Here is a 25,562-nt window from a genome sequence, read left to right as displayed (position 1 = left end):
CCTGCTCACTGCGGTCACCGACATTCGACCAAGGGATTTCGTGACCGCCCCGGCATCCGGACCACTGGGCCGTCACGACAGGGCGGTCACCTGGGGAACGGCCCAGCGCATGGGGTGTGCCGGACCCCGGGGTCCGGCACACGACTCACGGTCAGCTCCAGGTGGCGCGCTTGAGTACCTTCGACAGCCCCGGGGTGTTCCAGACGTCCACCACCAGGATCTGCGACTTGGGCAGGAACCACTCCTGCTGGGTGAAGCTCGCCGTCCGCCTGCCACCGTTGTTCGTCACGCACTGGTTGGGCCAGGCGGTGTACTTCGCCTTGTGGCCCCGTCCGACCTGACGCAGACCTGTCGAGGCGGCCTTCTCGGCGGGGTACCAGCTGTTCTTGGCATTGAACGGGCAGGGAATCACGCCGCTGAAGGGGTGGAACTGGTACTTGCCCGTGTAGGTGATGGAACCGCCCCCGACCGGGAGATTGGTGTACGCCGTCGGACCGAACACCCAGAAGGCCTGGCAGTTCGGAGCGAAGGGTTCCGGCTTCTTGCACTTTCCGGTCGTCACCACGACCTCGTCTCCGTTGCGGTGCACCTTCCAGCCGGCGGGGAGCTTCAGGTTCATGCCCCGGAAGGAGAAGATCGCGGTACGCGAAGCCGACGAGGCCGAGGAAACCCCTGCCGCCGGAAGTCCCGATGCGGCCGAGGCCGCGCCGGGAGCGGCGAGTACGGCGAGCGCGGCTGGGACGATAAGGACAGAAGATCGCTTTCTCATGGTGAGAAACTATAAGTCCCCACTTGTCGATCTCTAGATTCTCAGTTGCGTGCGCTTCATCGACGGAACGCCCCGGCGTACCGGGCGTGCTGAACAGGCGGCGCATCCGCACGCGGTTGGTCACCGACGTCCCGAAGCTCGGTGTCGGGCGTCATCGGTGATGGGGGTCCATGCCGCCACACGCCTCGATCAGCCAGTACAGGGACCCGGTGCCGAACGGCCATCCCGTCGTGACCACGTCGATCCAGCCTCGGTCCGGCCCAATGGCCGGGTGCTTCTTATAGAGCCCTTGCCGTGCGGGGTAGGAGGACGAAGGCGCCCAGGTACAGGAGGCCGGCGACGACCAGGAGGCCCTCGTAGCCGATGATCAGGCTGAGGTACTCCAGGCAGCCGCCGAGGATCGCGCCCAGCAGGTTCGCGCCGAAGGAGACCGTGGCGTCGGCGGTGTCGGCGAAGCGTTTGGCGAACACGACGTTCGCCGCGAAGATCGGCAGGAAGGCGATCACCACCGCGCACACCAGCCGCAGTGGCAGTGGTAGCGAGAGCAGCCACGAGTTGGGCACGACGGCAGCGAGCACGAGCCCGCCCAGCAGGATGGCGTACATCACCGGCAGGGACGGCGTGCGGAAGCGCCGTGTCACCTCCACCGCGGCCAGCACGGCGACCAGCACTCCGGCGAACACGACCGCGTTGACCACCCACGTCGTGCCGAACAGCAGCGCGAAGCCGGTGACGTTCTTGGTCTCCAGCAGCAGGAACGAGACGCCGAGCAGGAACAGGTCGGCGTAGGGGCGCATGCGCCGGAACGGCCCGGCCACGGCGCGCACCGCGACGATGCTGACCAGCAGCACGAGCCCGAGCGTGATGAGGTAGATGGACGGGATGTCGCGCCCGTGCAGGTAGAGGAACGGGCGGTCGTCCACGGCCGGGGGCGGCGTGTCGGCCTTGGCGCCCGCCCACTCGGACACGCAGCGCTGCGCGTCGGCGGTGACCCCGGCCGTGATCACGGCCTGCTGCCCGCCGCCGACCTCGTCCACGCAGGGCTTGTGCCCGAAGGCGGCCTGGGCGGTGGAGGCGAGCCGGTCGACCAGCCACTGCTCGCGGTAGTAGTTGTACATCGAGAAGGCGCCGCCCGGCTTGAGGTGGTCGTGGGCGGCCTGCATGGCCTGCTCGGTGAACAGGTAGCTCTCCAGCCGCAGCGAGCTGGCTCCCGAGACCAGGGTGAGCGAGTCGGGCAGCGCGAACAGGATGAGGTCGTACTTCTTGTCGGTGCGCTCCAGGTAGGCGCGGCCGTCGGTGATGTGCGTGGTGACGCGCGGGTCGCGGTAGGGCTGGTCGGGGTGGTAGAGGCCGCCGAGCTCGCGCAGCTTGGGGTCGATCTCGACGGCGTCGACGTGCTTGGCGCCCTTGGACAGCGCGATGGCGACGTCGGTGCCGCTGCCCGCGCCGACGATGAGCACGTCGTCGAGCCGTCCGGCGGCGGTCACGGCCCGCTCGTACGGCACGGCGTACTGGCGTTCGTACTGGAGGCGGGCGGCGGCCGGGACGGCCTGCTGGTGCGGGATGCCGTTGACCGAAATGGTCAGGGCGGGGGCGGGGCCGTAACTCTCATGCTTGTAGGTGACCTTGTAGTACGGCGACCACAGCGCGCCCGCGGTGAGGGTCTCGGAGCCGAGGGCCGCGACCACCACCAGCGAGGGCAGGGTGACCAGCAGCAGGTAGTTGCTGAGCTTGCGCGGCTGGAGCAGCACTCCGTAGGCGACGGCGGCGATGACGCCCCAGACAATGGGCGGGGCGCCGGCGAACGACAGCAGCGAGAACGCGGCGATGCCGGCGAGGCTGCCGATCAGGTCGTAGCGGTAGGCCTCCAGGCGCGGCAGCTCGGGGAAGCACCGGCCGACCAGCTCGGCGGGGCCCATGAGGACGAGTGCCGCCGCGAGGAACACCACGGGCAGGATCGCCCACGCGGGCGGCCCGCTGGTGCTCAGGCTGGTGAAGTACAGCACGCCCTCGGTCTCGCGGTTGACCGTCACCGGGAAGTACAGGACGACCAGGACCAGCAGGGCGAGGACGATCGGCGAGTAGTACGGCTGGGCCTTGCTGCGGCCGACCCGCAGGAAGCCCAGGCCGATGCCGAGGAACGAGCCGAGCAGCACGAAGTTCGTGAAGTAGCTGAGGTGGACGATGTTCGAACCCGTCCAGCGGATCAGCGCCAGCTCGAGGAAGAGCATGAAGGCGCTGGCGGCCACCAGCCTGGGGCGCACCGGGAGCCATTGCTCGACTCCCGTTCCGGACTCTGGACGTGACGGCATGTCGACCTCGGCGATCATGTGTCACAACGTAGCCAAACGATGCCGCCGACGGAAGCCTTCGCACGAGACCGGCTCGGCACTGGAACGTCCCGAAAAAATTTGGCGCGTTCTTTCGCGGTATCTCGCGGCGATTTGGCGGCCGACGCCACATTTCTGCTGGTGGACGCGCTGAACGCGATGGAGCAACGTTTGACGCGTTCCTTCCTCGCGCTTCTCAAGGTGGTGTCCTCATGCGGGTCCTGATCCAGCTCCGTCCCTCCCCCGACGTCGTCGCGGCCGTCGCGGCCCCCGGCCTCACCGCGACCACCGCGGACGTCACCGGCGAACTCCCCGGCGTCGCGCTCGACCACTCCTACACACCGGTCGCCCTCCCCCGCGCCCACCCCGCGTCCGGCGGCGGCGACCCGCTGTCCCTCAACCAGCCGCTGAACTTCTCCATGGCGCCCGAGGAGGCGTCGGTGCTGGTCAGGGGCGAGATCTCGGACGACGAGACCTCCACGCGCATGGCCCTGCTGCCCGGTCGGCACAGCGGCGTGGTGGCGGTCTACGCCGACCCGATGATCGAGACGAGCCTCACCTGCGGCGGCACCCCGCCCGTCGGCACCTGGCAGGACGTCGAGCGGCTGCTGGCCGTGGCGGAGCTCCAGGCCGAGGGGTACGACGGCCAGGACGTCGCGCTCGCGATCTGCGACACCGGGATCAACTCCGCGCACGTCACCCGCGCCCTCGGCCGGAGCTTCACGATCGACGCGAGCCGCAGTTGGAATCCCTCGGGCGTCTCCGGGACCGCCGGGCGGTTCCCCGTCGACCACGGCACGATGTGCGCCTTCGACGCGCTCATCGCGGCTCCCAAGGCGTCGATCCTCGACGTCCCGGTGCTGCTGTCCCGGCGGCAGGGCGACACGGTCATGGACGGCCTGCTGTCGGACGCGATCGCCGCGTTCGCCCACCTGCGCACGGTGCTCGACGACCAGCCCGCGGCCACCCGTTCGCTGGTGGTGAGCAACAGCTGGGGCTCGTTCTCCCCGTCATGGGACCTGGCGCCCGGCCAGCCGGGCAACTACTCCGACAACGCCGCCCACCCGTTCAACATCATCGTGGGCAGCCTGGAACGTGCCGGGGCCGACATCCTGTTCGCGGCGGGCAACTGCGGGACCGAGTGCAAGGACCGCCGGTGCGCGTTCCCCTCCCGGCCGATCGTCGGGGCCAACTCCCACCCGCAGGTGCTGTCGATCGGCGGGGTGGACACCAACGGCGTGCGCGTCGGCTACTCCTCGCAGGGGCCGGGGCGGCTGAGCGACCGCAAGCCCGACGTCTGCTCCTACACCCACTTCGCCGGGTCCGGCGCGTTCGGGGCGGGCACCCCCGATTCGGGCACCTCGGCGGCCTGCCCGGTCGCCGCGGGGCTGGTGGCCGCCATCCGGACCCGCTGGCCCGCCTCGGTGATCTCCCCCGCCCAGCTTCGCACGCTGCTCCACCGCACCGCCGACGACCGCAGCGACGTCGGGTTCGACTACGACTACGGGTACGGCATCGCGGACACGGCGGGCCTGCTGGCGTCGTTGAAGCGGCGGACCGCCAGAACCGCCATGGTGTGAGGCGCCCCCGTTGACCGGCCCATTGACCGGCCTGACGACCAGCACGGTGCCCCATCGGCCGCGCCGGGACGCGTAACGTGGGGGCCATGGTCCTGGTCACGGTGCGGCTCCCGGCGGGGGCGACGCTGGAAGAAGCCCTGCGGCGGCTCGGCCTGACCGAGGACGACGCCGACACGACCTACGGGCTGGTGCCGCTCGACCCCGAACAGGGCCTGTACGCCCTGCGCGTCACCGAGGACGCCGGTCGCCGGGTCGGCCAGGCGGGGGGCGGGGGCCCGTTCGCCGACCCGCCGATCGAGCCCTACGGCCCGCCGAGCTGACCGGGACCCACCGGACGAGCCACTTACCTGCGACGGCACCCGCCGGCACGGGGGGCTACGGCCCGCCGGGGTGAACGGGGAGGGCCAGCGTGAAGGTCGCGCCGTGGCCGGGTGAGGTGCGCAGGTCGATGCGGCCGCCGTGCGCCGCGGCCAGCGAGCGCGCGATCGCGAGCCCGAGCCCCGCTCCTCCCGGCCCGGTCCTGCTGCGGGAGGCGTCCGCGCGGTAGAAGCGGTCGAACGCCCGGCCCGCCTGCTCGGCGGTGAGGCCGGGCCCATGGTCCTGGACCACCAGGACGGCCTCGCCGCCCACCGTCCCGACGCCGATCCGCACGGGGGCGCCCTCGGGGGTGTGCGCCACCACGTTCCCGACGAGGTTGCTCACCACCTGGCGCAGCCGGGCCTCGTCCCCGAGCACCGGCGCCGAGGCGGGCGGCCCGTCCTCGGGGCCGGTCAGCTCGACCGGGCGCCCGGGCGCGAGGGCCCGCAGGTCGAGGCGCGCGTCGGCGGCGAGCGTGCGCAGGTCCATCGGCGCGAGGTCCATGGGCAGCGCGTCGCCGCCCTCGTCGAGGCGGGCGAGCAGCAGCAGGTCGTCGACCAGGCGGGCGAGCCGGGCCGACTCGCTCTCGATGCGGGCCATCGCCGGGCCCGCGTCCGGCAGGCCGCCCATGCGGTACAGCTCGGAGAAGCCCTTGATGCCGACGAGCGGGGTGCGCAGCTCGTGGCCGACGTCGGCGACGAACCGCCGCAGCCGCGCCTCCGACTCGGTGCGCGCGGCGAAGGCCCGCTCGATCTGGACGAGCATGCCGTTGAGCGAGGCCGACAGGCGCCCGACCTCGGTGCCGGGGTCCTCGGGGCCGGGCACCCTGCGGCCGAGGTCGCCGGTGGCGATGGCGGCGGCGGTCTCCTCGATGCGCCGCAGCGGGCGCAGCCCGGCGCGGATCGCGAACCATCCGGCCAGGGTGAGCAGGGCCAGTAGGGCGGCCCCGGTGACGACGAAGGTCGTGCGGAGCCGTCCGACGGTGGAGGTGACCGCGTCGAGCGAGGCGGCCACGACCACACCGCTCCCCGGCGTCCGCCCGGCCAGGCCGGCGGGCAGCGGCGCGCGGCCGCGCGGCAGGACGAGCACCCGCCAGGACCCCGTGCCGTCTCGGTCGGCGGCCTCGAACGGACGCCCGTCCAGGCGGGCGACCGCCGCGGTGCCGAGCCGGGGCAGCACCGGGCCCCCGGCTCCCGCCGGGATGGTCACCTCGGAACCGGCCGCGCCCTCGGGGGTGAGGCTTCCCAGGTAGAGCCGGTTGATCAGGTCGAGCTTGGCCGTGAGGGCGCTGCCGGCGAGCCGGTCGGACGTGCCCGGCGCCGCGGAGGCGGGCGGCAGCACGGCGGCGATCCCGCCGAGGGCGCGGAGCTGGGTGTCCACCCGGTCCACCAGGCTCGCCCGCAGCAGGCCGACCACGATGGACCCGCTGAGCACGAGCCCGGCCGCCAGCAGCACGCACGTGATCAGCAGCAGCCGGGCGCGCAGCGACATCCGCCGCGGGCGGCGCACGGGCACCGGCCGAGGGCCCGCCACGGCCGTCACCGAGGCTCCCGGGCGAGGGTCCGCCACGGCCGTCACCGGGGCTCGCGGAGCACGTAGCCCACGCCGTGCACCGTGTGGATCAGCCGGGGCCCGGCGGCCTCCAGCTTGCGGCGCAGATAGCTGACGTAGGTGTCGACGATGCTCGTGTCCCCGGCGAAGTCGTACTGCCAGACGTCCTCGATGATCCGGGCCTTGGAGACGACCCGCCCCGCGTTGTCCGCGAGATAGCACAGCAGGCGGAACTCGGTCGGCGAGAGCCGGACCGGGACGCCGCCCCGCAGGACGTGGTGGCCCTCCACGTCGACCTGCAGGTCGCCGACGACCAGGGCATGCGCGTGCGGGAAGCCGGTGCGGCGCAGGATCGCCCTGATGCGGGCGAGCAGTTCGGCCAGGTCGAACGGCTTGGTGACGTAGTCGTCGCCGCCGAGGGTCAGGCCGGTGACCTTGTCCGCCGGGGAGTCGCGCGCGGTGAGGAACAGCACGGGGACCGGGGGGCGGGCCAGCTCGCGCAGCCTGCGCACCACCTGGAAGCCGTCCAGGTCGGGCAGCATCACGTCGAGCAGGATCAGGTCGGGCCGCCGGTCGCGGACGGCGTCGACGGCCTCGGCGCCGGTGGCCGCGGAGTCCACGGCGAATCCGGCGAAGCGCAGCGTGGCCGACAGCAGTTCCCGCACGGTGGGCTCGTCGTCCACGACCAGCAGCCGCTCGCCTGGGCGCGCCGCCCGTGCCTCCGGTTCCATCGTCACCTCCTCGATCGTCCACGCCCTCCCGGTCCCCGGCGGGCGTCAAAGCATCATGCGTCCCGTCCGCGGAAGGCCGCAAAGGCGGCGGCCAGCAGGACGGCGGCCCAGCCGCCCATCACGGCGACCCCGGCCCAGGGCCCGGGGAGGGCGGGGTCGCCGTCCATGCTGAGCAGCCGCAGGCCCGCCGTGATCGGCCAGTAGCTCAGGACGAGCCGCGCGAGCCAGTCCGGGTACAGCGACGCCATCGCCGGCACGAAGATGCCGATGACGCTCACGACGGTCAGCGCCCCGGCCGTGCCGCGGAGCAGGCACCCGACGGCCAGGCCGATCAGGGTCTCCAGTGTGAGCAGGATCCCGGTTCCCGCGAGGACGCGCGACATGCCCGGCTCGCCCAGGGCGTTGACGGGCACGCCCTTGGCGGTCAGCACCGCGCGGCCGATGAAGACGATCACGAGCCCGGCGGCCGTCCCGGCAGCCAGCGTCACGGCCGAGCAGACCAGGGCCTTGGCGGCGAGGACGCGGCCCCGGCGGGGCGTCGTGGTCAGCGTCACCGGCATCGTGCGGGTGGCGTACTCGACGGTGAACGCCCGCAGCCCCAGGTACCCGGCGACGATCTGCGCGAAGATCAGGGGGCGGAAGTCGGGTTCGGGGTGGAAGGCGGCGCGTTCGGCCGCCGTGAGCTTGGCGTACGCGGCGGCTCCCTGGAAGCCGAACAGCAGCGCGAAGAAGGCTCCGAGCGCGACCAGGGCCAACACGGTGAACCAGGTCGACCGGATCGTCCGCGTCCTGAGCCACTCCGCGCGGATCGCGTCGGCGAGACCCGGCCGCCGGCGCGCCGCCGCGAGGGCGGTCACCGTGCCGCTCCGGCGGACTCGTACGCGGTGACCTCCCGGGTCAGTTCCATGAACGCCTCCTCCAGCGAGGCCCGGCGGGGCGTCAACTCGTGCAGGACGACGCCCTCGGCGGCGGCCAGCCGTCCGATCTCCCGCGCGGAGACCCCGCTCACGATCAGTTCCTCTCCCGCTCCGCCGTCGTGCCGCACGGCCGAGGCGCCGTAGGCCACCAGCGTGCGGGCGAACGCGCGGGCGTCCGGGGTGCGCACCAGCACGCCCTCGGGGCGGGCGAACGCCTCGACGGTGGTGTCGGCGACCAGCCGGCCGCGCGCCACCACGATCAGCCGGTCGGCGGTGAGCGCCATCTCGGCCATCAGGTGGCTGGACACCAGCAGTGTCCGGCCTTCGGCGGCGAGCCGGCGCATCAGCGTGCGGATCCACACGATGCCCTCCGGGTCGAGCCCGTTGACCGGCTCGTCCAGGAGCAGCACCTCGGGGTCTCCGAGCAGGGCGGCGGCGAGGCCGAGCCGCTGGCTCATGCCGAGCGAGAAGCCTCCGGCCCGCCGGTGCGCGACGTCGGTCAGCCCGACCAGGTCGAGCACCTCGTCCACGCGGCGCGGGGACAGCCGGCCGGCCAGCGCGAGGCACCGCAGGTGGTCACGGGCCGTGCGGCGCGGGTGGACGGCGCCCGCGTCGAGCAGCGCGCCGACCGCGCGCATCGGCGCGGGCAGGTCGGCGAACCGGGATCCGAGCACCCGGGCCTGGCCCGCGCTGGGCGCGTCGAGCCCGAGGATCATACGCATCGTGGTTGTCTTTCCCGCGCCGTTGGGGCCGAGGAAGCCGGTCACCGACCCGGGTGTGACGTCGAAGGTCAGGTCGTCGACCGCCGTGACGTCGCCGTAGCGCCTGGCGAGGCCCCTCACCTCGATCATCGGCCCTCCCCGGGTTCCGGCCGGGGCGGTCCGCACTGTGTGCGCCGTGTGCGCGGTCTGTTTCGTGTCATGCCGCAGAGCCTCGGCCGTCCGCCTGCGGGGTTTCTGGGACGGGGGCGGGCGGTTCTGGGAGAAGTCTGTGAGCCCGCGGCCGTCACGGCAGCGCCGCTCCCGGCCCGACCAGCGGACAGGGCACGGCGGCCGTCGCGCGTACCGGACGGGAGGGGCCGGGTTTCCCAGAGCATTCGAAGTCCCGTCCGGGGCCGGCGGCGGGCGCCGACCACGGGAGACGACGGACCGTGACGCCGCGCGCACGCGGAAAGCCCGCCCGCGGGCCGTCCGAATAACTTTTATCGGCCGCGAATAATGGTTCGAAAGCGGTTTGACAGGGGTGTACCCCAGATTTGTCCACGAGTAAGTCACGCGAATAGAGCCTGTGATAACGGCCCCTCCCTCAATCCGGCGCCCCACGAGCGCGCCGGCCCGCCAAGAGGAGAACAGCATGACGAACCACCCGTGTGAGGCACCCCTGTGCCACCGGCCCGCCTCCGGCGACGCGCGTCCACCCGCGCTGCCGGGCCTGCGGGTCTGCGCCGCGTGCCGCGCGTCCGCGCGCCGTGGGCTGCTGGCGCTGCCGGACCTGCACGAGGCGTGCGCCGAGGCGCTGACCTCCGGCCCGCGGTCCTTCACCGAACGGGTGAGCGGCAGGCGGCCCTCGGGGATCAGCCTGAACGAGGACGCGGTGTCCGCGCGCGGAGACGTGGTCGCCTTCCTGGCGTGCTGGACGGCGCTCGTCGCCGACGAGCGCGGGACGCCGGGGCCTCGATCCTCGCAGGTCACGCGGCTGGCCGTTTTCCTGGGCGAGCACCTAGACTGGCTGCTCGGACACCCGGCGGCACGCTCGCTGACCGAGGAGATCGCGGAGGTCGCCGCCGCCGCGCGGGCCGTGCTTGAGCCCCGGGACGGGTCCCGGCGTGAGATCGGATCGTGCGCGAACCCCGGATGCTCGCTGTCCCTGTACGCCGAGAGCGGCCCGGGGCGGGCGTCCGAGGTGAGCTGCGAGGCGGGTCACGTGTGGCACCCGCGGGAGTGGCTGCTGCTGGGCAGGCCGCTGGACCGGGCCCTGCTCGACGGGCCCGCCGGCGCCGACCCGGTGCCCGCCGGGGACGCGCTGTGAGCCCCGCGCCGAGGCGGCGGACCGTGCCGACCGACCTCGCCGCCCTGGCGGCCGGGGTGTCGCAGGCGACGATCCGCAAATGGGCGAGCCGGGGGAAGCTGACCCGCTACGGCAGTCCGGGGCGCGCCGAATACGACCTGGATGAACTACGCCTTCTCGTGGCGAGTGTCAACCCCTGATCCCGCTATCAGGTCCTTTCCGCGCACCCGCCGCGTTCCCCCCGTGAACCGAGGTCCTTCAACGGCGAAGGGCCTCATTCGCATGTCGCCAAACATCCGGCGAGCACGCTCATGAAACTGGTAAGCGAGATTTCCCGCAGAGGTTGACTCGCGGCCGTACGGGATGTCACGCTTTTCCCACGGCACCGCTGTGCCCGGCGCCGGATCACCGCCCGGCCCCTTTCTAGGGCCTCCCGCGCGAATACCCGCACTTAAGGCCGGCCTCCTCCCGTCATACCGGAGGCATTCACCCGGCCGCGCGCACGCGGTATCCGAATGACCCGCGAGAATCGCGTTTTCCAGCCATTTCAGGGAACGGCCGCGCCCCCGCGCGCGGCCGTTCCCGGCGCTGCCGCGCCTCGGCGAGGACGCGCGGGCACAGCGGTGCCGGAACCCCGTCAGAACCCCTGGAAGGAGTGGCCCATGTCCATGGAAGCCGAGATCAAGCAGTTCATCGTGACGAACTTCGCCCCCGACGTGCCCGCCGACGAACTGCCGGCCGATCTGGACCTTCTGGACAAGGGGGTGGTCGACAGCCTCGGCCTGCTGCGCCTCATCGCGTGGGTGGGCGACAGGTTCGACATTCCCCTCGGGGAGGCGAACATCTCCCCTGCGCAGTTCAGCTCGGTGGAATCCATCGAGGGATTCGTCCGGGAAACCCGCAGTCTCGTCTGAACCGCTTCATATCCACGTCATAGCTACTGAGGAAAGGTGCAGTGAAATGATCGTTCGCGACAGGTCCGAGGTGAAGTGCGTCGAATGGGGAAACGGCCTCAGCTACCGGTTTCTCCTCGAGACGGACAACATGGGGTTCACGGTCGCCCACACGGTGGTCCGGGCCGGGTCGAAGTCCCCGCTGCACTACCGCAGGCACCTTGAGGCCTGCTACTGCATTGCCGGCAGCGGCCAGGTGATCGCCTCCGACGGGACCGTCCACGAGATCCGCCCGGGCGTGATCTACGCGCTGGACCGGCATGACGAGCACTTCCTCATCGCCGACCCGGGCGGCGACATGGAGCTCATCAGCGTCTTCAACCCGCCGTTGCAGGGCGACGAGCGGCACAGCTTCGACAGCGACGAGTTCTCGCACTACTGACGGGGCCGTTCCCGGGGGGCGGCGGGCCGTGCCGCATTCGGGGGCGCGACGACCCCCCGGGCCCTTGACGATCCGATCCACGACCTTGACCACGTCAACGGAGGAACTGCCCATGTCCTTTCACGACCGGACGAGCCTGTACTCGATCTCCGAGGAGGTCGCCGACACCCTCGCCTCGGGACTGCCCGTGGTGGCCCTGGAGTCCTCGGGCATCGTGCAGGGCCTGAAGTACCCCATGAACCTCGAGACCGCCCTTGGCATGGAGAAGACGATCCGGGCGAACGGCGCCGTCCCCGCGCGCACCGGCATCGTGGACGGCCGGTTCGTGATCGGCATGTCCGAGCGGGACATCGAGCTGTTCGCGACCACGCCCACGATCCCCAAGGTCGGCTCCCGCGACCTCGGCCCCGTCCTCGCCGCCGGCGGCCACGGAGGCACGACGGTCTCGGCCGCGCTGGTCGCCGCCGGGTACGCCGGGATCGGCGTCTTCGCGGTCGCGGGCATCGGCGGCGTCCACTTCGACGCGCAGCGGACCTTCGACATCTCGGCCGACCTCGTGGAGTTCACGCGGCACCGCGTGGCGGTGGTCTGCGCGGGGGCCAAGTCGCTGCTGGACCCGGCGCTGACGCTCGAATATCTGGAGACCCAGGGCGTCCCGGTGGTGGGCTACCGCTGCGACGACTTTCCCGCCTACTACAGCGTCTCCAGCGGGCGGCGCAACCCGCGGCGCATCGACGACATGCGAGAGCTGTCCACGGCGATCCGCACGCACTGGCAGGTCGGCAACCGCGGCGCCTTCGTGGTCACCCATCCGATCGCCGCGCACGACGCGCTGCCGTCGGAGGAGATCTACGCGCTGATCCACGAGAAGCAGGCCGAGGCCGAGCGCGCCGGGGTCAGCGGGCCGTCGATGACGCCGCACATCCTCAAGGCGGTGTCCGCGGCCACCGACGGGCGCACCGGGGAGGCCAACCGGTCGGTGCTGCTGTCCACCAGCGCGCTCGCCGCCGAGGTCGCCGCCGCCATGGCCGGGCGCTGGACGCCGGGGGAGAGCGCCGCGTGAACGGCGGCCCTGGGGACTCCGTGGACCCTGCGGACGGTGTGGACGCTGTGGACGCGGTCCTGTTCGACCTGGACGGCACCCTGGTCGACACGCCGGGCGGCATGCTGACGGTGCTGCGCGCGGTCCTCGCGGAGGCCGGGCGCGAGGCGGACGGCGAGCGGCTGCGCGTCACCATCGGCAGGCCGCTGGCGCCCTCGTTCGCCGTCCTGCTGGGCCTGCCCGAGGACCACCCGGAGGTGACCCGCGCCGTCGCCCGCGCCCGCGAGCTGTTCACCGAGCTGGTCATCCCCCACGCCGCCGGCCTGGTGTACCCGGGCGTCCCGGAGCTCCTGACCGCGCTGCGGGCGGGAGGACGGGCGCTGGCCGTCGTCACCAGCAAGGTCAGGCCCAGCACCGAGGAGTTGCTCGCGGCGGCCGGGCTGCTCGGCGCCTTCGACACGCTGTCCTGCCACGGCATGACCGAGCGGGGCAAGCCGTACCCCGACCTCGCCCTGCTCGCGGCCGGCGCGCTCGGCGTGCCGCCCGGGCGGTGCGTCGTGGCCGGCGACGCGGTGGACGACATGCGCATGGCCCGCGCCGCGGGAATGGACGGCTACGGGGTCGGCTGCGGCGTCGCCACCGCCGAGCAGCTCCGGCACGCGGGGGCGCGCGCCGTGCTCGGCTCCACGGCCGAGCTGGCCGGCGTCCTCGGCGTTCCCGGCGTCCCGGGTTCCCTGCCGCTCCACCCGTCCCTCACCTGACCCATCCCGACGACCATCCCCCTCGATCTCACACAGGTGATCTTCATGACCCCATCGGCCACCGGTACCGCCGCGCGGCGCCGGTCGGCGGGCGGCGCCCTCGCCGTCCTCGCCGTGGCGCAGTTCCTGATCGCACTCGACTACTCCATCGTCTACATCGCGCTGCCGAGCATCGGCCACGACCTCGCGCTGAGCCAGAGCTCCGTGCAGTGGGTGGTCAGCGGGTACGCCGTGTTCTTCGCCGGCTTCCTCATCGTCGGGGGGCGGGCGTCGGACCGGTTCGGGCCGCGCACGCTGTTCGTCATCGCGATGCTGTTGTTCGGCGTCGCCTCGCTGGCGGGCGGCCTGGCCCCGGGCGCCGCGCCGCTGCTGGTGGCCCGTGCCGTGCAGGGCGTCGCCGCCGCCGTCCTGCAACCGGCGGTGATCGCGCTGATCAACACCTCCTTCGCCACGGGACCGGCCCGCAACCGGGCGCTGTCGGTGTGGGGCACGGTCGGCGCGTCGGGACTGGCGGCCGGCGTCATCATCGGAGGGCTCCTCACCACGATGTCGTGGCGCTGGGTCTTCCTCATCAACCTGCCGCTCGCCGTCGTCTGCGCGCTGGCCGCGCCGAAGCTGCTGCCGGAGGGCGACCGGGCCACGCGCCGGCGTTCGCCGCTGAACGTCCCGAGCGGGGTGCTGTGCACCGGCACCGTCCTGTCCGCCGCGCTGGCGCTGACCCAGGCCTCGACGCAGGGCTGGACGCACGCGGGCACGCTCGCCGCATTCGGCGCGGCCGCCGTCCTGCTGGTGGCGTTCGTCCTGCAGGAGAGGCGCAGCCCGCAGCCGCTGGTCGACCCGCTGCTGCGGCGTACACGGTCGCTGCTGGTCGGGTGCGGTTCCACCGCGTTCTACATGGCCAGCGTCGGCAACCAGTTCTTCGTCGTGACGCTGCTGGTCCAGCAACTGCGCGGGTACGGCCCGCTCGCGGCGGGGCTGGCGTTCCTGCCGATGGCGGTGGCGATCGCGGTGGCCAACGCGGTGTCGGCGCGCATCGTCGCCGCGGTCGGCGTGCGGCTCGCGCTCACGCTGGCGTTCGCCGCCGACGCGGCGGGGCTGCTGCTGCTCGCCGCGCAGGTGCACGGGGACGGGTACGTGCTCAACCTGCTGCCGGGCCTGCTGCTGACCGGCTTCGGGCACGGCGTCACCTACGTGTCGATGTTCATCGCGGGGACCGCCGACATCGCCGACCGCAACCAGGGCGTCGGCAGCGCGATGATGACGACCGCCCAGTACATGAGCGGCGCGCTCGGCGTGGCGATCCTGGTCCTGGTGCTCGGCCCGAACCCGGGGGCGGGCGACTTCGGCTGGGCCTTCGCCACCACGGCGGCGGCCGCGGGCATCGGCGCCGTCCTGAGCTGGACAGGCCTGACCCGGGGACGGTCCCGCCGGACGGCCCCGGCCGCGGACCTCGCCGAGGCGCCGTCATGAACGCGGACATGAAGGGGCACGAGGGCGCGCCGAACGCGTGGTCGTGGGTGGCGCGGCTCGGGGTGCTGGTCATCCACAACGACCCGGTGGTCGAGGCGGAGCTGTGGGGCATGGCCCCGCCGGGCACCACCGTCCACGCGGCGCGGTTCGAGAGCCCGACCTCCGGGGGCGCCGAGTACACCGGCACGCCGTGGCACGAGGTGATCGAGTCGCCGGACGTGCGGCGCGGGCTGGCGCAGCTCGGCCAGATGGACCTGTCGGCGATCTGCTTCTGCTTCGGCTCGGCCAGCTTCTTCGGCGGGCCGGCGTTCGACGACGGGTTCTCGGCGGCGGCGACCGCCCTCGCGGGCGGCACCCCGGTCTACACCGCCGGGCAGGCGATCCGCCTGGCCCTGGCGGCGACCGGCGTGCGCAGGCCGCTCGTGGTCGTGCCGCCGTGGTTCACCGCGCCGACGTTCGCCGCCACGCGCGGCTATCTGGCGGCGACGGGGTTCGAGGTGGCGGGCCTGCTGCAGTTCGAGCTCGGCGCCCGCTGGCAGGGCGTCCGCAGGCACCGGCTCTTCGACCGGGGAGGCCGCTTCGAGGTGGACCCCGAGGAGGTGCACCGCCAGGTGGCGGCCGCGTTCCCGCCGGACGCGGACGGCGTGCTGATCCCGGGCAGCGGCTTCCGCTCCTGGGAGGCCATCGAGAGCCTGGAGCGGCACCTGTCCGTCCCGGTGGTCACCTCGAACCAGGCGTGCCTGTGGCGCCTGCTCGACCTGACGGGCGTCCGGACGCCCGTCCCGGGGGCGGGACGGCTGCTGGCCCCCCGGACGCGGGCCGCCTGACGCCCCCGTCCCGCACGTTCCGGCCCGCCCGGGCGCCCGCCGTGAGCGGCGCCTGCCGGCGGGCTTCGTCATGCCGCCCCATGGCGGCCTTTCGCTTGCAAGGAGTCCTCATGCCATCCAGTTCGTTCGTGGCCGCGTTCGCCCGGCGGACGAGAGAACGGCCGGACGCGCCCGCGCTCTCGTGGGGGGAGCGCGTCGTCGGATACGGGGAACTCGCCGGCATGTCCGAGCGCGCGTACGCGGCGCTCGGCGCGGCGGGCGTCCCCGAAGGAGCGCCCGTCTGCGTGCCGGCGCGCAAGTCGCCGGAGACGATCGCCCTGCTCATCGCCTGCGTCCGCGCCGGCAGGCGGGTGCTGCTGCCCTCGGAGGGGCTCGGGCCGATGGCGCTGGCCGAGTTGTGTGTGCGGGTCGGGTGCACGCACGTGCTGGAGGCCGGGGGCGACGACCCGCTCGCATTCCGGGTCACGGCGCGCGCGGCGTCCGAGCTCGGCGGCGCGTCCGACCCCGCCGCGCCGGCGGGCTCACCGGCGACCGGTGCCCTATCCGAGCCGGGACTGTTGCTCACCACCTCCGGGTCGACGGGCCTGCCCAAGATCGTCGTGCTGTCCGCCGGCGGCGTCGACCGGTTCATGGAGTGGGCGGCGGGCCGGTTCGGCATCGGGCCCGGCGCCCGGGTGCTCAACTACGCGCCGCTGAACTTCGACCTGTGCCTGCTGGACGTGTGGGCGTCGCTGTCGGCGGGGGCGTGCGTGGAGCTGGTCGACCCCGGCCGCGCCGCCGACGGCTCCTACCTCGCCGGGCTGTGCGGGGAGCGCGAGCCGGACGTGATCCAGGCCGTCCCCATGTTCTTCCGCCTGGCCACCGAGGCCGCGAGCCGCGCCGGCCGGGTGTTCCCCGGCGTGCGGGAGGTGATGTTCACCGGGGACGTCATGCCGCTCACGCTGCTGGAGCGCGCCGCGGCGACCTTCCCGAACGCCCGCATGTGGAACATCTACGGCTGCACCGAGACCAACGACAGCTTCCTGCACGAGGTGACGCTGGAGGAGTCCCGGGAGCTCGGCGTCGTGCCGATCGGACGGCCGATCGAGGGCGTGCACGCCACGATCGTCGACGAGTCGGGCCAGGTGGTGACCGGCGCGGGCGCGGGCGAGCTGGTGGTCGCCACGCCGTTCCAGTCGCGCGGGTACTCCGAGCCGAGGCTGGACCGCGAGCGGTGGCGCGACGGCCACTTCCGCACCGGCGACCTCGTCCGCCGCGACGAGCGCGGGCTGGTGTTCCTGACCGGGCGCAACGACCACCAGGTGAAGGTGCGCGGCGTGCGGACGAACCTGCAGGAGGTCGAGCGGGTCGTCCTCGCCCACCCCGAGGTGCTGGAGGCCGCGGTCGTCGCGGTCCCGGACGAGGCGGCGGGCAATGTCCTGCACGCGGTCGTCCGCCGCCGGCCCGGCTCCGGCATGAACGGCCTGCGGCTGCGCGTGCACTGCGCGGCCGGCCTGCCGAGGACGGCGATCCCGGGTGTGATCGAGATCGTCGACCAGGCGCTCCCCCGCACGTCCACCGGGAAGATCGACCGCACCTCGGTGCGGCGGCGCCGGATGGCGTTCACCCCTGTGACGGCCTGACCGCCCGCGGTCGGCCACCCCTGACGAAGGTTCGAGGATCATGGTGTGGAATGAGGATCAGCGCGCGCTGCGCGCGGCCATCGAGGGTCTCGGCGACGTGCTCAGCAAGGAGCATGTCGAGCGCGACGCCGTCGCCGGATTCCCCGGCGACGGCTGGGCGCGCCTGCGCGAGACCGGCCTGTTCGGGTTGCCGTTCGACCCCGCGTGGGGAGGGCTCGGCCAGGACCTGCTGACCACGATGTACGTGCTGGAGGGGCTGGGGTACGCCTGCCGGGACGGCGGGCTGAGCTTCTCGGTGTCGACGCACATGGTGAGCACGGGCGTCCCGTTGCAGCGGTTCGGGTCGCCCGCGATCAAGGACCGCTACCTGCGGCGCGTCTGCGACGGCTCGGTGATCGGCGCGCACGCCATCACCGAGCCGGAAGGCGGCTCCGATGTCATGGCGATGCGCACGTCGGCCGTCCTGGACGGCGACGCGTACGTGCTCAACGGGGCCAAGTCGTTCGTCAGCAACGGCCCGGTGGCCGGCGTCTTCGTCGTCTACGCGCGCACCGGCAGGCGCGGCAGCCCCGCCGCGATCACGGCGCTGCTGGTGGACCGGGACACGCCGGGGCTGACCGTGGGCAGGCCCGTCGCGAAGATGGGCCTGCGCACCTCGCCGCTGTGCGAACTGTTCTTCGACGACTGCCGGGTGCCGGCGGCGAACGTCATCGGATCCCCCGGCGCCGGGTTCCTGATCATGGACCACGTGATGAAGTGGGAGATCCTCTGCTCCTTCATCGTCAACGTCGGCGAGATGCAGCACCGCCTGGAGCGCTGCGCCGGGTACGCGCGGACGCGCACGCAGTTCGGCAGGCCGATCGGCGCCTACCAGTCGATCGCGAACAAGATCGTCGAGATGAAGATCGCGACGGAGACCGCGCGCAAGTGGCTGTACGACACCGCCGCCAAGCTGCGCGACGGCGAGAACGTCACCGTGGACATCGCCATCAGCAAGCTGCTCGCCAGCGAGGGGAACGTGACCTCCGCGCTGGCCGCCGTCCAGGTGTTCGGCGGCTACGGCTACACGGCCGAGTACGGCCTGGAGAAAGACCTGCGCAACGCGGTCGGCGGGACCATCTACTCCGGCACCTCCGACATCCAGCGCCAGCGCATCGCCAGCATGATCGGCCTTTGACACAGACGCGAGGAAGAGAGCCAACGATGACCATGCCATCGACGCACCCCGTCACCCCCATCGGCCCGGCCGGGACCGCCGGCGCCCCCGGTGACGACCTCCTGCGCGTCACCGAGTTCCTCGACCACGACAGCGAGATCGTCCAGGACTTCGTCGCCAAGGCCCTGCCGGACGGCGGCGCGGGCATGACCGACGTCGAGCGGGCGTGCGCGCTGTACTACGCGGTCCGGGACGGCATCCACTACGAGGTGTACGGCGCCGACCTGTCGCGCGACGGGCTGAGGGCCAGTTCGACCATCCGGCGCGGGATGGGCTTCTGCGTGCACAAGTCGATCGTGTACGCGGCGGCCGTCCGGTCGGTCGGCATACCGAGCAGGATCTACTACGGCGACGTCCGCAACCACCTGGCCTCCCCTCGGCTGGAGGCGCTGATGGGCGGCAACGTGTTCTGCTTCCACAGCCTCACCACGGTGTTCCTGGAGGGCAGGTGGGTGAAGGCGACGCCGGTGTTCAACAAGATGCTGTGCACCCTCTACAAGATCAAGCCGCTGGAGTTCGACGGCCGCGCCGACAGCATGTACCACCCGTACGACGAGGACGGCCGGCGGCACATGGAGTTCCTGCGCGCGCACGGCGACTTCGACGACGTCCCGTACGACATGGTGGTCGGCGGGATCCGCCGGGCGCACCCGCGGTTGTTCGAGAGCGGCGACAGGACGGCGGCCGGCTCGCTGGTCGCCGACGCGACCGGGCCCGGCACCTCGGACGCGGCGTTACGGACCGGTGCGTCGTGACGGGCGGGCCGGCCGGCGCCACGGCGGGCCCGCGCGCCGGGCGCAGGCCCCCCACCAGGACCGTCGTGGACCTGGAGCTGATCGTGCCCGCCTTCAACGAGGCGGGCCGCCTCCCGGAGACGCTGCGCGCGCTGACCTCGTTCCTCGGTGAGCAGCCGTGGCGGTCGCGGGTCGTGGTGGTCGACAACGGCAGCACCGACGACACGACCGCCGTGGTGGGGGCCGCGGACGGGGGCCTGGTGGAGTCCCGGGTGGAAACGGTGGCCATCGGCTGTTCGCGTCCCGGCAAGGGCGCGGCGGTGCGCCGGGGCCTCGCGGGCAGCGGCGCGCGGTTCGCGGGCTTCGTGGACGCCGACCTGTCCACCCCGGTGCGGACGCTGACCCGGGCGATGGCCGAGCTACGGGACGGGGCCGCCGCCGCCATCGCCTCCCGGCACGCGCCCGGCGCCCGGTTCGTCCACCCGCAGCCGCTGCGGCGCAGGGCCGGCGGCGCGGTGTTCCGCATGCTCGCCCGTCCTCTGCTGCCGGGCGTCCACGACACCCAGTGCGGGTTCAAGATATTCGAGCGGCGCGCGGTGCAGGACGCGCTGGCCCGGTGCCGCGTGAGCGGGTTCGCGTTCGACGTCGAGCTGCTCCGGCGGATCCGCCAGGCCGGGGGCCGCATCGTGGAGGTCCCGGTGGAGTGGACCGACGACGCGCGCTCGACGTTCCGGCCGCTGCACGACGGCGTGCCCGCGTTCACCGACCTGCTGCGCCTGTACCGGGCGGACGCGCGATGAGCACGGAGATGAGCACGGAGATGAGCGCGGACCGGCCCCTCGGCGGGCGTCATGTGCTGATCGTGAGCCGGCGCGACGTCGGGCACCCGCAGGCCGGGGCGGCGGAACGCTACCTGCACCGGATCGCCCGGCTCTGGGTGATGTGGGGCACACACGTCACCTGGGCCGCCACCCGCCCACCGGGGGCGGCGGCCCACGAGGTCATCGACGGCATCGAGGTGCTGCGCTCCGGCGAGGCGCTCGGCATGTACCCGCGCACGGTGCTGCGCCTGCTGCGCCGGGGCGAGCGCTTCGACGCCGTCGTCGACTGCACGAGCCGCATGGCGTTCGCCGTGGCGATGATCAGCGGGCGGCGGGTGCCGGTCGTGCAGGTCGTCCACGACGACAGCCGCCCGCCGGCCCCCGCTGGGCGGTTCTGGCCGGCGGCGGCGCTGGAGGGCTTCCTGGCCGGGCCGCTCGCCCGGTGGAGCCGCCGCGGCCGGGCCGTCGCCGCGCCGTCGGCGTCCTTCCGGCACGAGCTGCGGCGCCGGCGCGGCTTCCGCGGGCCGATCTTCGTGGTCCCGGCCGGCGCCGACCAGGGATCCCCCGAGCCGGGCGAGCGGTGGGAGCGCAGCGCCCGGCTGCTGGCGGGCGTGGTGGCCCACCAGCTCGGCTGCGACCGGTCCCGGCGGCGCGGCACGCCCGACCGCCGGTACGCGCGGTCCGACCTGGCGACGCTGGTCCGCTACACCGCCGGTCCCGTCCCGGCGCCCGGCGCCGAGCTGCGCGCGTCCGACGAGGTCGGCGTCTGCGGCGGGACGGTGAGCCTGCTGCTCAACGGCTGCGACGAGTACGACGCGCTCGGCGTGCTCGACCGGCTCGGCGTCGAGGACGCGCTGATCCGGGTCGCCACCTGGGAGGACCTGCTCGCGGGCCCCCAGGGCCCCTCCGCCGCCGCACCATCCGGCCCGGACTCCGGCCGGCCGTTCACCGGCACATCGAGAGGATGACCATGTCCACCCCCCAGAAATCCGCCACGCGCCTCCCGCTCCGGGTGATCACCTGGTCCGCGGTCGCGGTCACCTCGGTGGTGCTCGCGCTGATCGCCGCGTACGTCTACCGGCACGACTCGTACTGGAGCCAGCGGTGGACGGTCGACCTGACCGTCTACCTGGCCAGCGGCCACACCGTGCGCGACGGCCAGTCGCTGTACGACCTGGTGGTGATGAGCCCGCTGTACGGCCCGATGCCGTACCTGTACCCGCCGCTCACGGCGATCCTGTTCTTCGTCCCGCTGTCGTTCCTGCCCGCCGCGACGGCGAGCCTGGTGTGGAACGCCGTCTCGCTGATGGCGCTCGGCGCCGTGGTCTGGATGACGCTGGGCATCGCCGGCGTCCGCGACGGCCGGGTCAGGGCCGTGCTGACGATCGCCGGGCTGATCCTGACGGCCTGGCTGCTGCCGGTGCGGGTGCAACTCGTCGCCGGACAGATCAACATGTTCCTGCTGCTGCTCGTGCTCTTGGACTTCCGCAGGCCGGAGGGCCGCTGGAAGGGCATCGGCATCGGCATCGCCGCCGGGCTCAAGGTCACCCCGCTGATCTTCATCCTCTACCTGCTGCTCACCCGCCGGTGGGGCGCGGCGCGCAACGCGACCCTGGCGTTCCTCGGCACGGCGGCCATCGGTTTCCTGGTGCGTCCGGCCGACTCGCTGACGTACTGGGGCGGCCTGGTGTTCCACTCCTCCCGCGCGGGCGGGGTGTTCGACACGCCGAACCAGTCGCTCGCGGGCATGCTGGCGCGGGTGCTGGCCAGCGACGCGTTCTCGCAGTGGTGGCTGGTCGTGATGGTGGCCGTCGGGGCGTACGGCCTGGCGGTCGCCGCGTACGCGTTCCGCAGGGGCGCCGACTTCCTCGGCTTCTCGGCGACCGCGATCACCGGGCTGCTGATCTCCCCGGTGAGCTGGGAGCACCACTGGGTGTACGTGATCCCGCTTCTGATCTGGCTGGCGATCTGGGCGTACACCAAGCGGGCCGTGGGGGTGGCGATCGGCACGGCGCTGCTGGCGGCGATCTTCACCGTGCGGGTTTTCATGATCGTCGGCATCCAGGAGGCGCCGCCCGCGCCCATGGACCTGGCGCTGTGGCAGCAGGTGGTCGCGAACATGTTCCCGCTGACCGGCCTGGCGCTGTTGCTGCTGGGCCCGCTGTGGGTGCGGCGGCACTTCCGCGGCGCGCCCGTCGCCGCCGCCGCGCCGCAGGTCCCGGAGCCGGCGCCCACGGGACGCGAGGCGCTGCCCGCGAGGCGGTTCGCGCCCGAGCCCGAGACCCGGTGAGCGGGCCGCGCGAACGGCGGGCCGCCCTGGCGGGCGAGGTCGCGAAGTTCGGGGCCGTCGGTGTCGTCGCCACCCTGGTCGACACCGGCGGCTTCAACCTCCTGCACTACGCCCTCGGCTGGGGACCGCCGGCGGCCAAGGTGGCGGGCACGGTGGCCGCGACGACGTTCGCCTACCTCGCCAACCGGCACTGGACCTGGCACGACCGCGCGCGTGGCGGCATGGGCCGGGAGTACGTGCTGTTCTTCCTGCTGAACGGCCTGGCGCTGCTGGCCGGGCTCGCGTGCATCGCGTTCGCCGAGCACGTCCTCGGGCTGCGCGACCCGGTGAGCCTCAACCTGGCCAACCTGGCCGGATACGTCCTCGGGACCCTCTTCCGGTTCTGGTCGTACCGCAGGTGGGTCTTCCTGGCGCCGGCCTGACGCGGCCCGCCGGGGTGCGCGCCCCGGCGTGGCCGCCGCGCTCAGCGCGAGTAATGCTCGACGACGAGCTGCTCGTCCACCAGGACGGGGATCTGCGTCCGCTCCGGCCTGCCGACCAGCGTGAACCGCAGGTCACGGAGGTCGACGTCGAGGTAGGGCGCGGTGATCTCGTCGGCGTAGATGCCCTCGGCCGCCGCGACGAAGGGCTGCATGGCCCGTGACCTCTGCCGGACGGCGACGGTCTGCCCGGGGCTCACCAGATAGCTGGGGATGTCGACCTTGCGGCCGTCGACGGTGATGTGGCCGTGGTTGACGTACTGGCGCGCCGCGTAGATGGACGGGGCCAGCCCGGCGCGCATCACCAGGGACGCCAGGCGGCTCTCCAGGATGGTGAGCAGCTCGGCCCCGGAGCGGCCGGGACGGCGTAGCGCCAGGTCCCAGTACCTGCGCATCTGCTTCTCTGAGACGTCGTAGTACCAGCGGAGCTTCTGCTTCTCCAGCCGGCGGACGCCGTAGTCGCCCGCGGTGCGCCGGCTGGTGGAGCGGCCGTGCACGCCGGGCGGGTACGGCCGCCTCTCGAAGTAGCGGACGGCCTTTCGCGTCAGCGGCGTCCCCGCCCGCCGGGATAGCCGCACCTTGGGTCCTGTGTAGCGCACGATGACCTCGCTGTGATTAGGTAAGCCTAAGTAAGGGAAGCCTAACCTTAATTACATGCGCGACGCGAACTCGAACGACACCAGGAGCCACGCCATGCCTGTGACGGTCCCCCCCACCTCCGAACGTATCCGCAGCCTGGCGTCGGCCGCCGCCCCGACCCACGTCTCACTCGCCGGTTCGGCCCACGTGGCGCGCGGCGGGGTGGACCGCGCCGGGCGCCCGTTGCTGCTGGTCAAGCCCGGTGAGCCCCTGCACGCCGTCCCGGCGTCCGAGGACGTCGTCGTGACCGTCGACCTCGCCGCGACCCGCAGCCTCGGCGGGGTGGACCACCCGCGCGGCCTGCTCAAGATGCAGGGCTGGGCGCAGGCGGTGCCCGCCGCGGACGTCCGGGAGGCGGCCGTCACCGTGGCCGGGCGCTGCCCGGACGAGGCGCTGTTCGCCGCCGTGGAGGGCCGCCCCGGCGGTCCGCGCCTGTTCCGCGTCGACGTCGGGTTCGTCATCTACCTGACAGGGGACGAGTCCGGCATGCTGGACGCCGACGACTACCTCGGTACCGAGCCCGACCCGATCATGGACGCCGCCGAGGGCATGCTGCGGCACGTGAACGAGGCCCACCGCGAGGCGCTCCGCCGGGCCGTCGAGGCGCTGACCGGCGAGCCCGCCCCGGACGCGTGGCTGTGGGAGCTGGACCGCTACGGCGCGACCGTGCGCGCGGGCGGCGAGTCGCCCACGCTCATCCGAATCCCCTGGCCGGTACCGGCCGCCGGGCCGCGTGACCTGGAACGGGCCCTGGGCCACCTGATGGGCTCGTGCCGCTGACCCCGAGCGAGGCGTCGACCGCCTCGGGCGCCAGGATGTGGTCGATCACCATCAGCGCGCAGCCGGTGATGCCCGCGCCGGGCCCGAGCCGGCTGCGCTCGATGCGCAGGCTGCGCGTGGACAGCGCCGTCGAGCGCCGGTAGACCACCTCGTGCACGCCGGAGACCAGCGGCTGGAACTTCTCGGCGACGTCGCCGCCGAGCACCACGACCGACGGGTTGAGCAGGTTGACGGCGCTGGCGATCACTTCGCCGAGCAGGCGGCCGGCCCGGCGCACGATCGTCATCGTCTCGGCGTCGCCCGCGCGGACCAGCGTCACGACGTCCGCCAGCGAGCCGACCTCGCGGCCCCGCGCCCGCAGGTCGCGCAGGATGGCCGTGCCGCTCGCCACCGAGTCGACGCAGTCGATGTTGCCGCACCGGCACAGCACCCCGCCGCCGTCGCGGACGGGGATGTGGCCGATCTCGCCGGCCGCGCCGAGCGCGCCGCGCAGGATCTCGCCCCCGGCGATCACCCCGGCGCCGATGCGCGTCGAGACCTTCACGAACAGCAGGTCGGCCACCTCGGGCGCGTACGCCGCGCGGTACTCGCCCATCGCGACGACGTTGACGTCGTTGTCCACGAACACCGGCACGGGGTAGCGCGCGGAGATCAGCGGCGGGATCACCACGCCCGTCCAGCTCGCCATCACCCGGGCGCTCTCGGTGCGGCCCGCGGCGAACTCGACGGTGGCGGGCACGCCGAGGCCGGCGCCGCGCACCGAGGACATCGGCCTGCCGTCCAGCAGATCCTCCCAGATGTCCATCAGCATGGGCAGCACCACGCCGGGGCCGCGCTCGACGTCGATCTCCAGGTCGGTGCGGGCCAGCTCGGCCCCGGCGAGGTCGCACAGCGCGACCTGGGTGCGGCTGGCGCCGAGCGAGGCGACCAGCACGACGCCCCCGGCGGCGTTGAACGCGAGACGCGCGGGCGGGCGGCCGCCGGTGGAGGGGCCCTCGGTGTCCTCGACGACCAGGCCGCGTTCCAGCAGCTCACCGACGCGCAGCGCCACCGCGGGACGCGAGAGGCCGGTCACCCTGCCGATGTCGGCACGCGTCACCGCCTCGCCGCTGCGGATGAGGTGGAGCACCTCACCGCTCGTGGCGAGCGCGGGGCCTGATCGTCGAACCATCGACCAAGTCTAATCACACCCTCTTTTGTAACTCAACGTTCCTAAGTTCCTCACCTGATAATGCAAAACCGTGCTTGTGCACGGCCAAAGTTCCGGTTACTGTCCGATCTGTCCTAGTTGACGGAACGACGGA

The 25,562-nt window shown here is 73.0% G+C and carries 26 protein-coding genes; 18 read left to right on the top strand and 8 right to left on the bottom strand.

The genetic code is table 11. The features are described 5' to 3' along the window. Positions 1-151: 151 nt before the first annotated feature. Positions 152-619 (bottom strand): hypothetical protein, encoded by a 468-nt coding sequence (locus AB0H21_RS11580; RefSeq protein WP_358514725.1) that lies wholly within the window; start codon positions 617-619, stop codon positions 152-154. 428 nt (positions 620-1,047) lie between these two features. Beyond that, positions 1,048-3,099, bottom strand: a complete 2,052-nt coding sequence (locus AB0H21_RS11575; RefSeq protein WP_358514723.1) for a spermidine synthase — start codon at positions 3,097-3,099, stop codon at positions 1,048-1,050. Between the two features lie 212 nt (positions 3,100-3,311). Here AB0H21_RS11575 and AB0H21_RS11570 point away from each other — a divergent pair, with 212 nt between their 5' ends. Continuing rightward, positions 3,312-4,679, top strand: a complete 1,368-nt coding sequence (locus AB0H21_RS11570) for a S8 family serine peptidase (RefSeq protein WP_358514721.1) — start codon at positions 3,312-3,314, stop codon at positions 4,677-4,679. A gap of 86 nt (positions 4,680-4,765) precedes the next feature. Then, positions 4,766-4,999 carry a hypothetical protein gene (locus AB0H21_RS11565; protein ID WP_358514719.1) on the top strand — a complete coding sequence of 78 codons (234 nt, stop codon included), beginning with the start codon at positions 4,766-4,768 and terminating at the stop codon, positions 4,997-4,999. 55 nt (positions 5,000-5,054) lie between these two features. Here the strand turns inward: AB0H21_RS11565 and AB0H21_RS11560 are convergent, their stop codons facing one another. From AB0H21_RS11560 to AB0H21_RS11545, 4 genes are read right to left on the bottom strand one after another with little or no spacing between them, the layout of a single operon-like run. Further along, on the bottom strand, positions 5,055-6,578 hold the full coding sequence (locus AB0H21_RS11560; protein WP_358514718.1) for a HAMP domain-containing sensor histidine kinase: 1,524 nt from the start codon (positions 6,576-6,578) through the stop codon (positions 5,055-5,057). A 32-nt stretch (positions 6,579-6,610) separates the two neighbouring features. Then, the gene (locus tag AB0H21_RS11555; RefSeq protein ID WP_358514716.1) at positions 6,611-7,318 is read right to left on the bottom strand and encodes a response regulator transcription factor; all 708 of its coding nucleotides are present in this window, start codon (positions 7,316-7,318) and stop codon (positions 6,611-6,613) included. 53 nt (positions 7,319-7,371) lie between these two features. Then, positions 7,372-8,175, bottom strand: a complete 804-nt coding sequence (locus AB0H21_RS11550; RefSeq protein ID WP_358514714.1) for an ABC transporter permease subunit — start codon at positions 8,173-8,175, stop codon at positions 7,372-7,374. After that, positions 8,172-9,086 (bottom strand): ABC transporter ATP-binding protein, encoded by a 915-nt coding sequence (locus tag AB0H21_RS11545; RefSeq protein ID WP_358514712.1) that lies wholly within the window; start codon positions 9,084-9,086, stop codon positions 8,172-8,174. Before AB0H21_RS11545 ends, AB0H21_RS11550 begins: the two co-directional genes overlap by 4 nt. 502 nt (positions 9,087-9,588) lie before the next feature. On the opposite strand from AB0H21_RS11545, the gene AB0H21_RS11540 reads away from it, so the two are divergent. The 15 genes from AB0H21_RS11540 to AB0H21_RS11470 all read left to right on the top strand — a co-directional run bounded on the left by AB0H21_RS11540 (position 9,589) and on the right by AB0H21_RS11470 (position 22,782). Then, entirely contained in the window at positions 9,589-10,263 is a 675-nt protein-coding gene (locus AB0H21_RS11540; RefSeq protein ID WP_358514710.1) for a hypothetical protein, read from the top strand. After that, positions 10,260-10,442 (top strand): MerR family transcriptional regulator, encoded by a 183-nt coding sequence (locus AB0H21_RS11535; protein WP_358514708.1) that lies wholly within the window; start codon positions 10,260-10,262, stop codon positions 10,440-10,442. Before AB0H21_RS11540 ends, AB0H21_RS11535 begins: the two co-directional genes overlap by 4 nt. A gap of 462 nt (positions 10,443-10,904) precedes the next feature. Next, positions 10,905-11,156 carry an acyl carrier protein gene (locus AB0H21_RS11530; RefSeq protein WP_358514707.1) on the top strand — a complete coding sequence of 84 codons (252 nt, stop codon included), beginning with the start codon at positions 10,905-10,907 and terminating at the stop codon, positions 11,154-11,156. Positions 11,157-11,202: 46 nt separating this feature from the next. After that, positions 11,203-11,577: an ectoine synthase gene (locus tag AB0H21_RS11525; protein WP_358514705.1), complete on the top strand. Its 375-nt coding sequence runs from the start codon at positions 11,203-11,205 to the stop codon at positions 11,575-11,577. 112 nt (positions 11,578-11,689) lie between these two features. Next, positions 11,690-12,640 carry a pseudouridine-5'-phosphate glycosidase gene (locus AB0H21_RS11520; protein ID WP_358514703.1) on the top strand — a complete coding sequence of 317 codons (951 nt, stop codon included), beginning with the start codon at positions 11,690-11,692 and terminating at the stop codon, positions 12,638-12,640. Continuing rightward, entirely contained in the window at positions 12,637-13,380 is a 744-nt protein-coding gene (locus tag AB0H21_RS11515) for an HAD family hydrolase (protein WP_358514701.1), read from the top strand. Before AB0H21_RS11520 ends, AB0H21_RS11515 begins: the two co-directional genes overlap by 4 nt. Positions 13,381-13,425: 45 nt before the next feature. Then, complete coding sequence (locus AB0H21_RS11510; RefSeq protein WP_358514699.1) at positions 13,426-14,850, top strand: MFS transporter; 1,425 nt, start codon at positions 13,426-13,428, stop codon at positions 14,848-14,850. Next, positions 14,847-15,677, top strand: a complete 831-nt coding sequence (locus tag AB0H21_RS11505; RefSeq protein WP_358514697.1) for a hypothetical protein — start codon at positions 14,847-14,849, stop codon at positions 15,675-15,677. Before AB0H21_RS11510 ends, AB0H21_RS11505 begins: the two co-directional genes overlap by 4 nt. Positions 15,678-15,787: 110 nt before the next feature. After that, positions 15,788-17,299 carry an AMP-binding protein gene (locus AB0H21_RS11500; RefSeq protein ID WP_358514695.1) on the top strand — a complete coding sequence of 504 codons (1,512 nt, stop codon included), beginning with the start codon at positions 15,788-15,790 and terminating at the stop codon, positions 17,297-17,299. 40 nt (positions 17,300-17,339) lie between these two features. After that, positions 17,340-18,476 carry an acyl-CoA dehydrogenase family protein gene (locus AB0H21_RS11495; RefSeq protein WP_358514693.1) on the top strand — a complete coding sequence of 379 codons (1,137 nt, stop codon included), beginning with the start codon at positions 17,340-17,342 and terminating at the stop codon, positions 18,474-18,476. Positions 18,477-18,502: 26 nt separating this feature from the next. Further along, on the top strand, positions 18,503-19,270 hold the full coding sequence (locus AB0H21_RS11490) for a transglutaminase-like domain-containing protein (protein WP_358514691.1): 768 nt from the start codon (positions 18,503-18,505) through the stop codon (positions 19,268-19,270). Then, entirely contained in the window at positions 19,267-20,049 is a 783-nt protein-coding gene (locus AB0H21_RS11485; protein ID WP_358514689.1) for a glycosyltransferase, read from the top strand. The genes AB0H21_RS11490 and AB0H21_RS11485 overlap by 4 nt, the downstream gene beginning before the upstream one ends. Positions 20,050-20,057: 8 nt before the next feature. Further along, positions 20,058-21,038, top strand: a complete 981-nt coding sequence (locus tag AB0H21_RS11480; RefSeq protein ID WP_358514687.1) for a glycosyltransferase family 4 protein — start codon at positions 20,058-20,060, stop codon at positions 21,036-21,038. A gap of 2 nt (positions 21,039-21,040) precedes the next feature. Further along, the gene (locus AB0H21_RS11475; RefSeq protein WP_358514685.1) at positions 21,041-22,360 is read left to right on the top strand and encodes a glycosyltransferase 87 family protein; all 1,320 of its coding nucleotides are present in this window, start codon (positions 21,041-21,043) and stop codon (positions 22,358-22,360) included. After that, the gene (locus AB0H21_RS11470) at positions 22,357-22,782 is read left to right on the top strand and encodes a GtrA family protein (RefSeq protein WP_358514683.1); all 426 of its coding nucleotides are present in this window, start codon (positions 22,357-22,359) and stop codon (positions 22,780-22,782) included. The genes AB0H21_RS11475 and AB0H21_RS11470 overlap by 4 nt, the downstream gene beginning before the upstream one ends. A 41-nt stretch (positions 22,783-22,823) precedes the next feature. Here AB0H21_RS11470 and rpsD read toward each other — a convergent pair whose 3' ends face one another. Beyond that, positions 22,824-23,438, bottom strand: coding sequence for a 30S ribosomal protein S4 (gene rpsD, locus AB0H21_RS11465; RefSeq protein ID WP_358514681.1), 615 nt, complete (start codon positions 23,436-23,438; stop codon positions 22,824-22,826). 94 nt (positions 23,439-23,532) lie between these two features. On the opposite strand from rpsD, the gene AB0H21_RS11460 reads away from it, so the two are divergent. After that, positions 23,533-24,258, top strand: a complete 726-nt coding sequence (locus AB0H21_RS11460; protein WP_358514679.1) for a DUF2470 domain-containing protein — start codon at positions 23,533-23,535, stop codon at positions 24,256-24,258. On the opposite strand, the gene AB0H21_RS11455 is transcribed toward AB0H21_RS11460, so the two are convergent. Further along, a complete protein-coding gene (locus tag AB0H21_RS11455) occupies positions 24,173-25,429 on the bottom strand; it encodes an ROK family transcriptional regulator (protein ID WP_358514677.1) in 1,257 nt (418 codons plus the stop codon). The two genes, AB0H21_RS11460 and AB0H21_RS11455, sit on opposite strands and share 86 nt — an antisense overlap. Between the last annotated feature and the right edge of the window lie 133 nt (positions 25,430-25,562).

Origin of the sequence: Sphaerisporangium sp. NPDC051011, assembly GCF_040653595.1 — a bacterium.
Lineage (GTDB): Bacteria > Actinomycetota > Actinomycetes > Streptosporangiales > Streptosporangiaceae > Sphaerisporangium.
Note: the sequence above shows the minus strand (reverse complement) of the source record. Positions and strands in the feature narration are given on the sequence as shown.

Coding starts and splice junctions, on each gene's coding strand:
- AB0H21_RS11475 (WP_358514685.1), top strand. CDS start 21,041: ATGTCCACCCCCCAGAAATCCGCCACGCGCCTCCCGCTCCGGGTGATC.
- AB0H21_RS11520 (WP_358514703.1), top strand. CDS start 11,690: ATGTCCTTTCACGACCGGACGAGCCTGTACTCGATCTCCGAGGAGGTC.
- AB0H21_RS11500 (WP_358514695.1), top strand. CDS start 15,788: ATGCCATCCAGTTCGTTCGTGGCCGCGTTCGCCCGGCGGACGAGAGAA.
- AB0H21_RS11545 (WP_358514712.1), bottom strand. CDS start 9,086: ATGATCGAGGTGAGGGGCCTCGCCAGGCGCTACGGCGACGTCACGGCG.
- AB0H21_RS11510 (WP_358514699.1), top strand. CDS start 13,426: ATGACCCCATCGGCCACCGGTACCGCCGCGCGGCGCCGGTCGGCGGGC.
- AB0H21_RS11570 (WP_358514721.1), top strand. CDS start 3,312: ATGCGGGTCCTGATCCAGCTCCGTCCCTCCCCCGACGTCGTCGCGGCC.
- AB0H21_RS11460 (WP_358514679.1), top strand. CDS start 23,533: ATGCCTGTGACGGTCCCCCCCACCTCCGAACGTATCCGCAGCCTGGCG.
- AB0H21_RS11530 (WP_358514707.1), top strand. CDS start 10,905: ATGTCCATGGAAGCCGAGATCAAGCAGTTCATCGTGACGAACTTCGCC.
- AB0H21_RS11580 (WP_358514725.1), bottom strand. CDS start 619: ATGAACCTGAAGCTCCCCGCCGGCTGGAAGGTGCACCGCAACGGAGAC.
- AB0H21_RS11490 (WP_358514691.1), top strand. CDS start 18,503: ATGACCATGCCATCGACGCACCCCGTCACCCCCATCGGCCCGGCCGGG.
- AB0H21_RS11540 (WP_358514710.1), top strand. CDS start 9,589: ATGACGAACCACCCGTGTGAGGCACCCCTGTGCCACCGGCCCGCCTCC.
- AB0H21_RS11505 (WP_358514697.1), top strand. CDS start 14,847: ATGAACGCGGACATGAAGGGGCACGAGGGCGCGCCGAACGCGTGGTCG.
- AB0H21_RS11455 (WP_358514677.1), bottom strand. CDS start 25,429: ATGGTTCGACGATCAGGCCCCGCGCTCGCCACGAGCGGTGAGGTGCTC.
- AB0H21_RS11480 (WP_358514687.1), top strand. CDS start 20,058: ATGAGCACGGAGATGAGCGCGGACCGGCCCCTCGGCGGGCGTCATGTG.
- AB0H21_RS11525 (WP_358514705.1), top strand. CDS start 11,203: ATGATCGTTCGCGACAGGTCCGAGGTGAAGTGCGTCGAATGGGGAAAC.
- AB0H21_RS11565 (WP_358514719.1), top strand. CDS start 4,766: ATGGTCCTGGTCACGGTGCGGCTCCCGGCGGGGGCGACGCTGGAAGAA.
- AB0H21_RS11495 (WP_358514693.1), top strand. CDS start 17,340: ATGGTGTGGAATGAGGATCAGCGCGCGCTGCGCGCGGCCATCGAGGGT.
- AB0H21_RS11555 (WP_358514716.1), bottom strand. CDS start 7,318: ATGGAACCGGAGGCACGGGCGGCGCGCCCAGGCGAGCGGCTGCTGGTC.
- AB0H21_RS11575 (WP_358514723.1), bottom strand. CDS start 3,099: ATGATCGCCGAGGTCGACATGCCGTCACGTCCAGAGTCCGGAACGGGA.